A 14,499-nucleotide genomic window follows, 5' to 3' on the forward strand; every position below is an offset into this window, starting at 1 on the left:
TGCGCCCTGGCTGCAAGCGTCTTGATCAGCGCCTGACTTGTTGAAAGAGCGTATCATTCCTATTTGTGCCCGGGATGGGCGACAGGCAGGCTGGTTTGCATGCATGAGGCATAGATGGAACTCAGGGATTTGACGCGCTCCACGCGCTGGATACGCCGTCTGCTGCTGGCCAATATCGCATTGTCCGCAGTGGCCTGGTTATCGGGTATGGTGGAGTACGGGTTGCTGACAGACCTGGATAATCAGGTTTTTGCCAGCCATGCCCAGGCCCTTGACGCGGCCACAGCCAATGCAATGCGGCAGGGAACCGTAGGCCTGTTGCAGATTGGCCTGTTTATTGCACTGATAGTGATGATCGGCAGCTGGATCTATTTCGCCAACCGCAATGCGAATGCGCTGACAGCAGAAAACCTGCGCTATTCGCCAGCATGGGCGGTGGGGTGCTATTTCGTGCCTATCGTCAATCTCTGGAAGCCCTATCAGGCCATGAAGGAGATCTGGCAGGCCAGCGCGGTGCCAGACGCCTGGCAGACAGCGCGTGTGCCTGCGGTATTGCACTGGTGGTGGCTGTTCTGGCTGCTGGCCTGCGTGCTGGGCAATGCCGCGTATCAATTGGGGCAGCGTGCGGAAACGCTGCCCGCCTTGATGCAGGCAAACCTGGTGATGCAGGTTGCAGACCTGATGGACATCCCGTTGTGTATTGCCGGATTGATCCTGATTCAGCGCATTGCGGGCCTGCAACAGGCACGGATGCCTGCTCGCACAAGGGGTGCGCCAGGGATAGTCTGAGTGGCGTACCAGACATCGGTCAGCGCGGCGATGTCCGGCTGGCAATGTTGCACTGGAAGCAGGCCACCATCCCATATGCGCGGGTAGCTATCGGGCAGCTATCGAAAGGCAGCGCATGCGGCGCTGGGTGGCAGGAAGGGTAGAAGCGAGCTTACTAGGGCAAGCTCACGTTGGTCATGCTGTCAGGGCAGGTCGCGGACCTGCACGTCGATGATGTCGTCCTTGCCGGACTTGTTGCCGTAGGGGCGGCGGGGCTGTTGCCAGGCCTGCGCTTGCGGGCTGCGGCCGGCACTGCGTTGCTGCCAGTAGGCTTTCACGCCGAAGGGGCGGCCGCGCAGGCGGGCCCAGACGTAAAGGATGCCTACGGCAATGGCGCTGGAGATCATGAACACCAACGCCATGAACAGGCCAACCAGTCCCAGTGTGAACAGGAGGACGTAGCGGAAGAAGCGTGCGATAGTATCGGTCATGGTATAGGACTGAGGGCTGGCGTGGCGGAAAGTTCCCGTTGCAAGGTAAATCGGCGTAAACGCTGGCCGATCCGCTATTCTTTAGGGTACGTACCGGATTTTTCCGGCAGCATCTGAAGTTACACCACTAAGAGCCATAGTGACATGAGTTTGACGATACAGCAAATCCGCGCCGCGTTGCATGAAGTTGTTGATCCGGCGACGGAATTGCCCCTTGATCATGAATTGAAAGACCAGGCCGTGCAGGTCGAGGGTGAGCGCGTATCCGTCAGTCTGGAATTGGGATATCCGGCGCCTGGCGCCAATGAACTGTTGCGCGCCGAGGCGCAAGCTGCGCTGCGTCGCGCTGGTGCGGCAGAGGCGCAGGTGACCCTGGGCTGGCGCGTACGTACTCATATGGTGCATCGAGGCCTGAAGCCCCTGCCCAATGTGCGCAACATCATTGCGGTGGCGTCGGGCAAGGGGGGGGTCGGTAAAAGCACCACGACTGTCAATATCGCGTTGGCGCTGGCCGCCCAGGGCGCGCGTGTCGGCGTGTTGGATGCGGATATCTATGGCCCCAGTGTGCCGGCGCTGCTGGCGCTGGAAGGCAAGCCCGGCAGCAGCGACGGCAAGACCATGGACCCCTTGATCGGTTATGGCGTGCAGGCCAATTCGATCGGCCTGCTGATTGCCGCCGATGCGCCGGCCATCTGGCGCGGCGCGATGGTGGTGCAGGCGCTGGATCAACTGCTGAACCAGACCAACTGGTCAGACCTGGATTATCTTTTTGTCGATATGCCGCCTGGCACCGGCGATATCGCGCTCAGCATGGCGCAGAAAATGCCGGTGACGGGCGCGGTGGTTGTCACCACGCCGCAGGATCTGGCCTTGCTGGATGTGCGCCGTGGCGTGCGCATGTTTGAAAAGGTCGACGTGCCAGTCCTGGGCGTGGTGGAAAACATGTCCGTGCACATCTGCTCCAAATGCGGCCACGCCGAGCACATTTTCGGCGAAGGCGGCGGCCAGGCGCTGGCGGAACAATTCGAACTGCCGTTCCTGGGCAGCCTGCCGCTGGCCCTGGATATACGCCAGGACGCCGATGCCGGGCGCCCCAGCGTGGTGGCCGCGCCGCAGGGGCCTGCCGCTGTCATTTACCAACAGATCGCCCAACGTATCGCCGCGAGCATTGCCAGGCTGCCGCGAGACCGTTCCATGAAAATTCCTACTGTCGTGGTCAAGGGAGCTTGAGCGATGCGTTTTGCGGCCAGACTGACGTGTGCCAGCCTGTTCTCCCTGCTTTGTACCCAGGCCTGGGCCAGGCCCGAGGTGACCATAGATCCCGGCGGTCTGCCGCCAACGGTACTGGGCATTATTCATGAAGCCGTCGATGCGATTGCGCGCCTGGATGATGACGAAGATGGCGGCGAGGCTTCACGCCTGCGGCGCCGAGCACGTGAAGCTGTTCTGTCGGCACTGGCCACACAGGGGTATTTCAGTCCGGTGGTAACGCTGGAAGCAGGGCAGGACGTTGTCGGGGAAACCTGGGACATTGTGATCCAGCCGGGCAAGCGTGCGACAGTGGCCAGCGTGGACATCCGCTTCGAAGGCCGCATCCTGGGTGAAGACTACGAAGATCGCCGGGCCGCTCTGACGGACGCCTGGAAACTGCCGGAAGGCCAGGTGTTCATCAATAACGACTGGAGCAAGGCCAAGACCTCATTGCTGGAAAGTGTGTCGGCCAAGGATTTCTATCGTGCGCGCCTGGCACACACGAGCGCGGACGTCGATCCCCTGACCGCCCGCGTGGCGCTGAATGTGCTGGTGGACAGCGGCCCCCGGGTGCGCCTGGGCGAGCTGCACATCGAGGGTCTCAAGCGCGTACCGGAGCGCCTGGTGACGCGTTATGTGGAATATCCGCCGCTTGCGCTCTATGAGCGGGCGGAGTTTGAGAACTGGCAACAGGAATTGCAGGAAACCAATCTGTTCCGTGGCGCGTTCGTGATGCCGGGGCAGGATGGCGAAACCGATACGCTTGCAGAAGATGCACCGCCTTCGGGCTTGCCCGAGGATGTCATTGTTCCGGTGAACGTCTCGGTGGCCGAGGCAGCTGCGCGGCAAGTGGCTGTCGGGCTGGGCCTGGATGATGATGTGGGCCTGCGCTTCGAGACACTGTACAAGCAGAATGTCGTGCTTGGCCATCCCGTCAGCATGGAAACCGGCATCGGCCTGGACCGCAAGCGTCAGCGTGCCTTTCTGGACTTCTATCTGCCGCCGACGGCGCAGGGCCAGAAAGACAGTATCGGGCTGCTGGTGAAGCACTCGGATATCGAAGGCCTGGACGTGACCCGTTATGCACTGGGTGCGACGCGTACCCGCACACGTTTTGGCAAGGGCGATAATCCGGTCGAATACGAAACGCGCTTCGGCATGTTGCTGGCGCATGACCGGGTGAAGATCGGCGATACCGAGGCGGAAGATCTGCCGACCTTCACTGGTACGGCGGGCTGGACTCGCATAGACGTCAATGACAAATATGATCCGCGCAAGGGTAATGTCATCGACCTTCAAGGCGGTGTGGGCCTGACACTGGATGATGCCAAACCTTATACACGGGCGTCCATGCGTCTGCAGCAGTGGTGGCCGATCGGGCCGCGTGATGTGCTGACTGTCCGTGGAGAAGCGGGCAAGGTCTGGTCTCAGCGTCGTACCCGGGTTCCGGATGATTTCGGTTTCCGTACGGGTGGCGCGCGTACTGTGCGTGGCTACCGCTACATGTCTATCGGCGCAGAGTCGCATGGCGCGACCGTGGGCGGTGCCGCGATGGCGGTGGCAAGTATCGAGTACATGCACTTTTTTACCGACATTTTGGGCATGAGCGTGTTTTTCGACGCGGGTGACGTGAGCGATTCCTTCCGCGACATGAACATGAAACTGGGGTATGGCGTGGGCGGCGTGGTGCGCACGCCCGCCGGTCCGATTTCCCTGGACCTGGCCTATGGCCAGGAAGATCGTGACCTGAGGCTGCACTTTTCGCTGGGGATAGCATTTTGAAGAAGCGACGTTCCTTCCTGCGCCGCCTGTTGTGGTGGGGGCTGCCCACCGTGGTGTTGCTGGTCGCGCTGGCGACTTCGCTGGTTGCCTGGGTACTGCTGACCCAGGCAGGCACGCGCGCGGCCTTGCGCATGGTGGCGTCGCAGCTGGATGGCAAGGTGGAAGCGATTGAGGGCGACATCTGGCACGGTGTGAAGATTGGACGGCTGGTCTTGAGCCTGCCGGGCGTCGATGTGGATGCCAGCGACCTGGTCTTGCGTGGTGAATGGCGCTTCCTGATGGAAAAGCAGGTCTGGGTGCGCGAACTGTCTGCCAGCAAATTGAGCGTGGCCTTGTCGGATACCGGGGAAGAAGAACCGCCCAAGGAAGGGCCGGTGGTGGTGGACCTGCCGGTAGGTATACGCGTGGATAAACTGGCCCTGGGTGAGTTCGTGCTGACCCAGGACGGCACGCCCTTGCCCGTAACGGTCAAGGGGTTGCAGGCCAGCATTGCAGCTGCTGATGAGGCGCAGTTGCGCCTGGGCAACGTGGAAATCGGCCATGACATGGCGGACGCCTGGATTTCCGGCGAAGTCCGCCTGGAGAAACTGGCAGAGCCCTGGCCCATGGACGTGGCGCTGAGCGTGCATGCCAAAGGACGAGGGGAAGACTCCCCTGTGTGTCTGAAGGCATTGCCAGGCCGTCCGGCCGACGCGGCTTGCGAAGCTCAGGCCAGCCTGCAGTTGCACGGTTCGCTGGAACAGCTGGCGGTGGCATTGCAAGGCAATGCGCCGGGCCTGGCAATGGACGCCAAGACAGAACTGGCCTTGCAGGCGGCGTTCCCGTTGCGCGATGCCGCCGTGGCGCTGACACTGGCCGACGGGTCGTCCGCCACCCTGAATGTCGAGCTGGACAGGGATGCCGGCAACGCGGTGCAGCGTGATCGTTTGCGCGGCGAGTTACAGGCACGCCGCCTGGATCTCGGTCTGCTGTCGGGGGGCGCAGTGCCGCCGGGCGTGCTCACCATGAACGGCAGTTTCGACGTGATGCTGCGCGACCAGAGCTGGCCGGAATGGCTGGACCTGAAATTGGATATCGCCGATGCCAGCCGCTGGAATGGCCAGCCCTTGAGCGGGAAAGTCGTGGCACGGGCGGAGTTTCCGTGGTCCGAGGCACAACAGGCGCCGGACTGGATGCAGGCGCGAGCCAGCGGCGTGGATATTGCGCTGGCACTGGGCACGGACCGGCTGAGCCTGGCCGGCGGCTGGGGCACGCCGCAGGCGGAAATGAAGCTGGATGCGGCGTTGTCGCAACTGGCCAATTGGTGGCCGAGCCTGCCGGGTGCAGTACAGGCCAAAGGGACAGTTGGCGGAACGGTGGGCGCACATCGCGCCCGGCTGGAGGCCAACTACGCCTTGGGCGACCGCAAGAGCACGACGCTGGGTGAAGCGCCGGTCCAGGCCAAGGTGGACCTGGAGGGCGGTTGGGGCAGCGGGCGCGGTTTTCAGCCGACGTTGACGGGCTGGCGCGGCACCTTGCGCAGCCTGGACGTCAGCCATGCCGGTCTGGGGGCTGCGCTGCAGCGCCCCATGGACGTGGCATTCATGCCGGATGCCAGCGCCAGCCAGTGGCAGTGGCAGGTCGGCGCGACCGCGCTGCGCCTGGGCCTGCCGCGCCGGCAGGCGCTGGAACTGGAAAGCCTGGGCGCACGTGGTGGTGGCGCTCGCTGGCAGACAGCGGGCCGTATCAATGCCCTGGCGCTGAATCGCGACTGGATCATGTCGGTGCTCAGCCTGGCCGAGGTCAAGGACGAGCCGGAAGCCCTGGGGCTGCTGCGCAACCTGGTGTTGGACGGCGCCTGGGATCTGCGCTTCGACCGTGCCCTGGGCGGGCATGTGTCCATTAACCGCCGTTCCGGGGATATTGCTCTGCCCGGTGGTGGCGGCAAGACCGTGGGCCTGGAGGCCCTGGGTGTGACCGTGGACCTGGTACCGGGGCGCGGTCATGACAGCCAGGCGCGCGCCAGTCTGGTGCTCGGCAGCAAGCTGCTGGGTGGTGTGCAGGCTGATGCCGACACGACCCTCAGCGCGCGTAACGGCGTGCCCGGCCTGGACCCGGAAGCGCGCATCAATGCTGCGCTGCGCACCGACAAACTCGACCTGTCGTGGGTCAATATGTTTGCCGGTGATGCTCAGGAAGTGCATGGCGAACTGACGGCCAACCTGACGGCGCAAGGCTCGCTGGCGGGCCCCTGGAATTTACAGGGGGGCGTGAATGGCCAGAAGCTGCGCATCGTGCGTATCGACGATGGCATCCGGCTGCTGGACGGCACCTTGTCGCTGCGCATCGAAAACGACGTGGTCATTCTGGATAGCCTGCGCTTCCCGGCTGTGCTGCGCGTGACGCCGCCCGAGTGGCGCACACGTACCTGGATCACCGAAGAGGCTGACGCACAGAACGGTTTCCTCAATGTATCCGGACGCTGGCGCCTGACGGATTCGTCCGGCAAGCTGCAGGTCGAGCTGCATCGCTACCCGATCGTGCAGCGTAATGACCGCTATGCCATGTTCTCAGGCAAGATCGACGTCGAGGCGGCCTTGCCCAAGGTGGATATCACGGGCAAGATCGTGGCCGACGCGGGCTGGGTCAGCGCCGATATGCTGTCGGCCGTGCCCACGCTGGATGACGATGTGCACGTCATGACGACGCAGGCGGCGCCGCATGTGGAAAGCGAAGATGGGCTGGACATGTCCATGGACCTGGTCGTGGACCTGGGGCCGCGCTTCTACCTGACGGGCATGGGCATAGACTCCGGCCTGACGGGTTCGCTGCGCCTGATGATGAAAAATGGCCAGCTGTCGGCTGCCGGTACCTTGCGCACCCGCGGGGGGCGTTTCGAGGCCTATGGCCAGAGACTGCAACTGACGCGCGGCAACATCACGTTCCAGGGCATGCTGGACAATCCGCTGCTGGATATCGAGGCCTTGCGGCGCGGCGAAACGGTGGAGGCCGGCGTGAAGGTGACCGGTACCGCGCAGCGGCCGCGCATCACCCTGGTGTCCTATCCGAACGTCAGCGAGGTTGAAAAGCTGTCATGGCTGATCCTGGGACGCGGCCCGGACCAGAGCGGCAACGATACGGCCTTGCTGCTGGCCGTCGGCGCCTCGCTATTCAGTGGCGGAACGCCCATGTACAAGCAGCTGGGTCTGGATGACGTCGGCATCAAATCGGGCGCCATGGGGACGGCCGGTAGCCTGCTGCCGGATACCACTGTCGCCAGCCAGGCTTCGGGTAACGACGATAGCGTCGAGAACCAGTTTCTGGTCGCCAGCAAGCGCTTCTCGGATGGATTGACACTGACGGTCGAGCAGGCTCTGTCCGGTTCGGGGTTGGTGGCGCGCTTGAGCTACTGGATTTCCCGCCGCCTGTCGGCTGACCTGCGGGCCGGTGAAGTCAATGGCCTGGGCCTGACCTACCGCCGCATCTACCAGGAATGAGCATAGGGGCGCCGGTGAACCGACTGGCGCCCGCCCGTTCCCTTGCATTGCGTCCAGCAGAGGCAGCTGCAGGATGAGCCGGCCGTTTGCATAAAAGGGATGTTTCCGGGCTGCCGGCGCGGTCGGCAGTCGCTACAATGCGAGGTTCATCAAGGAGCACGACAGAATGAGCATCAAGAGCGACCGCTGGATTCGCGAACAGGCCACGCAGGGGATGATCGAACCCTACGAGCCGGGCCAGGTACGCGAGCAGGATGGCAAGCGTATCGTGAGCTACGGGACCAGCAGCTATGGCTATGATGTGCGCTGTGCCAACGAGTTCAAGATATTTACCAATATCAATTCCACGATCGTCGACCCCAAGTCGTTCGACGAACGTTCGCTGGTGGACTTCAAGGGAGATGTCTGCATCATTCCGCCGAATTCCTTTGCGCTGGCCCGTACCATGGAGTATTTCCGCATTCCGCGCAATGTGCTGACCATCTGCCTGGGCAAGAGCACCTATGCGCGTTGCGGCATCATCGTCAACGTGACGCCGCTGGAACCCGAGTGGGAAGGTCACGTGACGCTGGAATTCTCCAACACCACGCCGCTGCCAGCCAAGATTTATGCCGGCGAGGGCTGCGCGCAGTTCCTGTTCCTGGAAAGCGACGAAGTCTGTGAAGTGTCCTATCGCGACCGCGGCGGCAAGTATCTGGGCCAGCGTGGTGTGACCCTGCCGCGTACTTGAGCGCAGGTTTGCCGGGGTGTCAAGGCGCAGAGCGACTTTCTCCCCGTTGACGGACGCCTGCCTGGCGCCCGTTATCGTGCCTGATTCCCCGCCGGGGCAGGCCGTACCGTTTCCCGCCGCCATCGTCTCCCGAAAGAGGCGATGGCATTTTTCCAAAGAGTGTGTCGGTAACATGCGACGCCTGGGATGAAATCCCGGCGGGCTTCATCCGCCAGCCGTCTTGAAGCTGTACACTCGCCCCGTTTTTTCCTGTGGCCGGGAGCGCCCGATGAAATTCCGTTTTCCCATTTTCATCATTGATGAAGACTATCGCTCCGAGAATGTTTCGGGGCTTGGTGTGCGAGCCCTTGCCGAAGCCATAGAGGCTGAAGGCGTCGAGGTCATCGGCGTGACCAGCTACGGCGATCTGAGTTCGTTTGCCCAGCAGCAGAGCCGCGCCAGCGCATTCATTCTGTCCATCGACGATGAGGAATTCGACGTCGATTCTCCCGAGGATGTTGCCAGCGCCATCAAGAATCTGCGCTCGTTCATCGGCGAGCTGCGCTTTCGCAATGCCGAGATTCCCATTTATCTCTACGGCGAAACGCGTACTTCCGAACACATCCCGAACGATATCCTGCGGGAACTGCACGGCTTCATCCACATGTTCGAGGATACGCCGGAGTTCGTGGCGCGCCACATCATTCGCGAAGCCCGCTCCTATGTCGAGAGCCTGGCGCCGCCGTTCTTCCGCGAACTGGTGGATTACGCCCAGGACGGCTCCTATTCCTGGCACTGTCCCGGGCACTCCGGCGGCGTGGCTTTCCTGAAGAGCCCGGTGGGTCAAATGTTCCACCAGTTCTTCGGCGAGAACATGCTGCGCGCCGACGTCTGCAACGCCGTGGACGAACTGGGCCAGTTGCTGGACCACACCGGGCCGATCGCGGAGTCCGAGCGCAATGCGGCGCGGATATTTCATGCCGATCACTGTTTCTTCATCACCAACGGCACTTCCACTTCCAACAAGGTGGTGTGGCACGCAAATGTGGCGGCCGGCGACGTGGTGGTGGTGGACCGCAACTGTCACAAGTCCATCCTGCACGCCATTACGATGACGGGCGCGATTCCCGTGTTCCTGCGGCCCTCGCGCAATCACCTTGGCATCATCGGGCCCATCCCGCTGGAAGAGTTCCACCCCGACAACATCCGCAGGAAAATCGAGGCCAATCCCTTTGCCCGAGAAGCGGTCAACAAGCGCCCGCGCATCCTGACGCTGACGCAGAGCACCTATGACGGGGTGATCTATAACGTCGAAATGATCAAGGAAGTGCTGGGCAACGAAATCGACACGCTGCATTTCGACGAAGCCTGGCTGCCACATGCCGCCTTCCACGAGTTCTACCGCGACATGCACGCCATTGGCCCGGATCGTCCGCGTACCGAGAACGCCATGGTGTATGCCACGCACTCCACGCACAAGCTGCTGGCAGGCCTGTCGCAGGCCTCGCAGATCATCGTGCAGGAGTCGCAGACCCGCACGCTGGACCGCAACCTGTTCAACGAGGCCTACCTGATGCACACCTCGACCTCGCCGCAGTACGCGATCATCGCGTCCTGCGACGTGGCGGCGGCAATGATGGAGCCGCCCGGGGGCACTGCTCTGGTCGAGGAAAGCATTCGCGAAGCGATGGATTTCCGCCGCGCCATGCGCAAGGTGGCATCCGAATATGGCAAGAACGACTGGTGGTTCAAGGTCTGGGGACCCAACCGCCTGGCCTCCGAAGGCATGGGCAACCGCGACGACTGGATACTGGAATCCGGCGCCGCATGGCACGGTTTCGGCGATCTGGCGCCGGGCTTCAATATGCTCGACCCCATCAAGGCCACCATCGTTACGCCGGGCCTGGATATTTCCGGCCGTTTTGATGAAACCGGCATCCCGGCGGTCATCGTGTCGCGCTATCTGGCCGAGCACGGCGTGGTGGTCGAGAAGACGGGCCTGTACTCGTTCTTCATCCTGTTCACCATCGGCATTACCAAGGGCCGCTGGAATACGCTGCTGACCGCGTTGCAACAGTTCAAGGACGATTACGACCGCAACCAGCCGCTGTGGCGCGCCATGCCGGACTTCTGCCGCAACCATCCGCGCTACGAGCGCCTGGGCGTGCGCGACCTGTGCCAGCAGATCCACGTGGCCTATCGTGCGGGCGACATCGCCCGCCTGACCACGGAAGTCTATCTGAGCGACATGGAACCCGCGCTCAAGCCGTCTGACGCCTTTGCCCGCATGGCACACCGCGAGATCGAGCGCGTGGAGCTGAGCGAGCTGGAAGGCCGTGTCACAGGCGTGCTGCTGACGCCGTATCCGCCGGGCATCCCTCTGTTGATCCCGGGCGAGCGCTTCAACCGTACCATTGTTGATTACCTGTTCTTTTCGCAGGAATTCAATGCCCGCTTCCCTGGCTTCGGCGTCGATATCCACGGCCTGGGTTCCGAAGTGCGTGAAGACGGCTCGGTGCGTTATTACGTGGATTGCATCCGGGAACGCGAGTGACGGCAAACAGTGGCACGGCCCAGGCCGGCGCTGGCCTGGGCCGGCTGCAGTACGACGTAGCAGTACTGGGTGCCGGCGCGGCCGGCATGATGTGTGCGGCCGTGGCGGCGCAGCGCGGCCGGCGTGTGGTCCTGATCGACCATGCTGCCCGGCTTGCCGAGAAAATACGCATCTCCGGCGGCGGGCGCTGCAACTTCACCAACCTGGGGGCTGGGCCGTCCAATTATCTGTCGGCCAACCCGGCATTCTGCCGTTCCGCCCTGGCCGGTTATACCCCGCAGGATTTCCTGGGCTTGTTGCGGCAGCACCGGATCAGTTGGCATGAGAAGCACAAGGGCCAGCTGTTCTGCGACGATAGCAGTGAAGACATCATCCGCATGCTGCGCGCCGAGTGCGATAAAGGCGGCGTGCGCTGGCGCATGGAAACCCGCGTCGATGCGGTGCGTGCCGATGGCGAGGGCTATGCCCTGGATACCAGCGCCGGGGTGATTACCGCGCACAGGGTGGTCGTGGCGACCGGCGGCATGGCCATTCCCCAGCTTGGCGCCACGGATTTCGGCCTGAAACTGGCGCGCCAGTGGGGCCTGAAGATCATCGAGCCGCGTCCGGCGCTGGTGCCGCTGGTGTTCGACGCCGCAGATTGGAAGCCTTATGCCGCACTGTCCGGTGTTGCGGTGGAGGTCGGCATTGCCACGGGTGCAGCGAAGCGGGGCGGTGGGGCGTTCCTGGGGGACCTGTTGTTTACGCATCGGGGCCTGTCGGGACCGGCCGTGCTGCAGATTTCCAGCTTCTGGGAACCGGGCCAGCCCATTTGTATCGACCTGGCGCCTGCCCTGGATATGGAGGCAGAGCTGTTGCGTGCCAAGCCGGGCAGCCGCCAGCAACTGGGGACGGTGCTGGCGCAGCTCTGGCCACGGCGCCTGGCCGAACACTGGTTGTCGGCGCAAGGCAATATGCCTGACGCGTTCTCGGCACGCCTGGCGGATGTGCCTGATCGCCTATTGCGCCAGCTGGCGCAGACTATTCAGGCGTGGCAGCTGGTGCCCTCCGGGACGGCAGGCTACAAGAAAGCCGAAGTGATGCGCGGCGGCGTGGATACCCGGGAGCTGAACCAGAAGACCATGGAAGCCCGGCGCGCGCCGGGGCTGCATTTCATCGGTGAAGCCGTCGATGTCACCGGCTGGCTGGGCGGCTACAACTTCCAATGGGCCTGGGCCTCCGGCGTGGCCTGCGGCAAGGCAGTTTGAACCTGGGTGCGCAGCCTGGCTGCGCACCCAGCGGGTAGCTTTATGCATGTGACGCATGCGCGGCGGCATCTGGGCACCTGCGTCGGTTCACCCTCTCCACCTCCCCACAGTTCATATCTCCGTATGTACGTGTCGCTGCATCCGCATGCGTGCGGCAGGCCTGTGTTTCGGCGAGTACGGCGGGTGGCGACAGGTGGGAGCAGGGCGGCAGGGATCGGCAGACCGGGCAGGGCGTAACCCCCAACAGGGCGCATGCGGGTGCCCGAAGGCAAAGACATGTCAGGACTGGCCATGCTTGAATTTCTAAATGAAAAATATTATTATTAGCAAACAGCTTTCCGATAGCCAATCCGTTCTTGCAGGAATGCCCATGTTGCCAGATTTCATTGCCTTTGAGCCTAGCCGTACCGAGCGCTGTCCGCTCGATCCCTGGCGCCGCCTGACGGAGCGGGGCGACCGGGCACTGGCGCGTGGCGATGGCCATTCGGCCATGACGCAATACCGAGCGGCGCTCAGTCTGGCCGATGCATGTTTCCCCCATATTGCAGACGCAGAGGCGGGCGCATCGGCGTTGTTTGCTTCCCACCGCAATTTGGCCCGCCTGTATGAAACACTGGGCCACATGGACATGCAGATCGAACACGTCTGCGTCGCCTATGAAATCCTGGCGCAGGCCGCACATGATGGCGCGCTGGCGCCCGGCTGGCGTGAAGCCTCGGGGCGCTGGGGGCGGCATGCCAGGGGCGTGCTGGCAGAACTGCTGGGCCGGTTTCCCGGGCACGAGCGCCTGCAGGCCTTGACCCTGCACTGATTAGGGCCGTCTAGGCCAATTTCCTGTTGATCGCGTATGCTTAGAGGGTATGCGGATGCCCTCCCGCAGGTTGGGGAGGGTGGACGTTATGCCCCGGATTCTGCCATCATTGCGGTGGCAAGAAGAGCAACGTTGCTGTAGTCCTGGAAGGGCGCGCTGCGCCTGTCCGTCCGGCTGCAACAGTACAACAGGAGAATTCAATGGCTTATACCCTTCCCCCCCTTCCCTATGCCTATGATGCGCTGGAGCCGCACATCGACACGGAAACGATGCAGATCCACCATACCAAGCATCACCAGACCTACATTAACAACGTGAATGCTGCGCTGGAAGGGGCCGGCATCGCCGAGCAACCCGTGGAAGACCTGCTGCGCAACTTCGCCAGCCTGCCGCAAGCCGTGCAGGGTGCCGTGCGCAACAACGGTGGCGGCCATGCCAACCACTCGCTGTTCTGGACCGTCATGTCCCCGAACGGTGGTGGCGAGCCGACGGGCAAGCTGGCTGACGCGATCAAGAACGAACTGGGCGGCTTCGAAGCCTTCAAGGAGGCCTTCATCAAGGCTGCACTGACCCGCTTCGGCAGCGGCTGGGCCTGGCTGACCGTGGACAAGGCCGGCAAGCTGGCAGTCGAAAGCAGCGCCAACCAGGATAGCCCTCTGATCGACGGCCGTACTCCCATCCTGGGCCTGGACGTTTGGGAGCACGCTTATTACCTGAAGTACCAGAACCGTCGTCCCGAGTACATCGGCGCGTTCTTCAACGTGGTGAACTGGGCCGAAGTGTCCCGCCGCTACGAAGCCGCACTGGCTGGCTGATAGGCAAGGCACGCGCCAGCGCCCGCGTGGCGCTGGCGCAGCCGGGAATGCATTCCCAACGCCATGCCCGGCTGCCATGCCGGGCATGGCTTTTTCTTGCCGGCGCGGCAGACCTATCCTGTATGATCGCGGCTTGTTTGCACGATTTCCGCCGAGAGGTCACTAACCATGAACATACCTGACGACAGGCGCTATGCCGCCACCCATGAATGGATTCTGCGCGATGGCGATAGCTGTATCGTGGGGATTTCCGATCCCGCGCAAGACCAGCTGGGCGATGTGGTGTATGTGGGCGATGTGCCGGTAGGGCAGACGCTGCAGGCCGGTCAGGTGGCTGGCGTGGTGGAGTCAGTAAAGGCTGCTTCCGATATCCATGCCCCGGTCGCGGGCCGTGTCGTGGCCTTCAATGAAGACCTGGCTGACGATCCCTCGGGGCTCAACAGCGATCCTTATACGACTTGGATTTTCCGTATCGTACCGGATGCCTTCGACGATATTGACACCCTGCTGGATGCAGGCGCCTATTCGAGCGTGGCCAACGGCTGAACCCGGTTTCGGGCCGGGCCGCGGCCAGCGGCCACGCTGGCGCGGTATA

11 protein-coding genes are annotated in these 14,499 nt (G+C 62.9%); 10 read left to right on the forward strand and 1 reads right to left on the reverse strand.

Annotated elements, in window-relative coordinates; genetic code table 11:
• Positions 1-114: 114 nt before the first annotated feature.
• Positions 115-789, forward strand: coding sequence for a DUF4328 domain-containing protein (locus EV679_RS03895; RefSeq protein ID WP_130486546.1), 675 nt, complete (start codon positions 115-117; stop codon positions 787-789).
• A 182-nt stretch (positions 790-971) separates the two neighbouring features.
• On the opposite strand, the gene EV679_RS03900 is transcribed toward EV679_RS03895, so the two are convergent.
• Positions 972-1,259, reverse strand: coding sequence for a hypothetical protein (locus EV679_RS03900; protein WP_068367114.1), 288 nt, complete (start codon positions 1,257-1,259; stop codon positions 972-974).
• Between the two features lie 144 nt (positions 1,260-1,403).
• Here EV679_RS03900 and apbC point away from each other — a divergent pair, with 144 nt between their 5' ends.
• The 9 genes from apbC to gcvH all read left to right on the forward strand — a co-directional run bounded on the left by apbC (position 1,404) and on the right by gcvH (position 14,450).
• Entirely contained in the window at positions 1,404-2,489 is a 1,086-nt protein-coding gene (gene apbC, locus EV679_RS03905) for an iron-sulfur cluster carrier protein ApbC (protein ID WP_068367112.1), read from the forward strand.
• 3 nt (positions 2,490-2,492) lie between these two features.
• On the forward strand, positions 2,493-4,292 hold the full coding sequence (locus EV679_RS03910; RefSeq protein ID WP_068367110.1) for an autotransporter assembly complex protein TamA: 1,800 nt from the start codon (positions 2,493-2,495) through the stop codon (positions 4,290-4,292).
• The gene (locus EV679_RS03915; protein ID WP_130486547.1) at positions 4,289-7,768 is read left to right on the forward strand and encodes a translocation/assembly module TamB domain-containing protein; all 3,480 of its coding nucleotides are present in this window, start codon (positions 4,289-4,291) and stop codon (positions 7,766-7,768) included. The genes EV679_RS03910 and EV679_RS03915 overlap by 4 nt, the downstream gene beginning before the upstream one ends.
• A 166-nt stretch (positions 7,769-7,934) precedes the next feature.
• On the forward strand, positions 7,935-8,498 hold the full coding sequence (gene dcd, locus EV679_RS03920) for a dCTP deaminase (protein WP_068367106.1): 564 nt from the start codon (positions 7,935-7,937) through the stop codon (positions 8,496-8,498).
• 268 nt (positions 8,499-8,766) lie between these two features.
• Positions 8,767-11,031, forward strand: coding sequence for an arginine/lysine/ornithine decarboxylase (locus EV679_RS03925; RefSeq protein ID WP_068367104.1), 2,265 nt, complete (start codon positions 8,767-8,769; stop codon positions 11,029-11,031).
• A complete protein-coding gene (locus EV679_RS03930; protein ID WP_278043806.1) occupies positions 11,028-12,278 on the forward strand; it encodes a BaiN/RdsA family NAD(P)/FAD-dependent oxidoreductase in 1,251 nt (416 codons plus the stop codon). Before EV679_RS03925 ends, EV679_RS03930 begins: the two co-directional genes overlap by 4 nt.
• A 370-nt stretch (positions 12,279-12,648) precedes the next feature.
• Positions 12,649-13,089, forward strand: coding sequence for a hypothetical protein (locus tag EV679_RS03935; RefSeq protein ID WP_068367102.1), 441 nt, complete (start codon positions 12,649-12,651; stop codon positions 13,087-13,089).
• Between the two features lie 200 nt (positions 13,090-13,289).
• On the forward strand, positions 13,290-13,904 hold the full coding sequence (locus EV679_RS03940; protein WP_068367098.1) for a superoxide dismutase: 615 nt from the start codon (positions 13,290-13,292) through the stop codon (positions 13,902-13,904).
• 168 nt (positions 13,905-14,072) lie between these two features.
• Positions 14,073-14,450, forward strand: coding sequence for a glycine cleavage system protein GcvH (gcvH, locus tag EV679_RS03945; protein WP_068367096.1), 378 nt, complete (start codon positions 14,073-14,075; stop codon positions 14,448-14,450).
• Positions 14,451-14,499 lie beyond the last annotated feature (49 nt).

The organism is Kerstersia gyiorum, assembly GCF_004216755.1.
GTDB classification, from domain to species: domain Bacteria; phylum Pseudomonadota; class Gammaproteobacteria; order Burkholderiales; family Burkholderiaceae_B; genus Kerstersia; species Kerstersia gyiorum.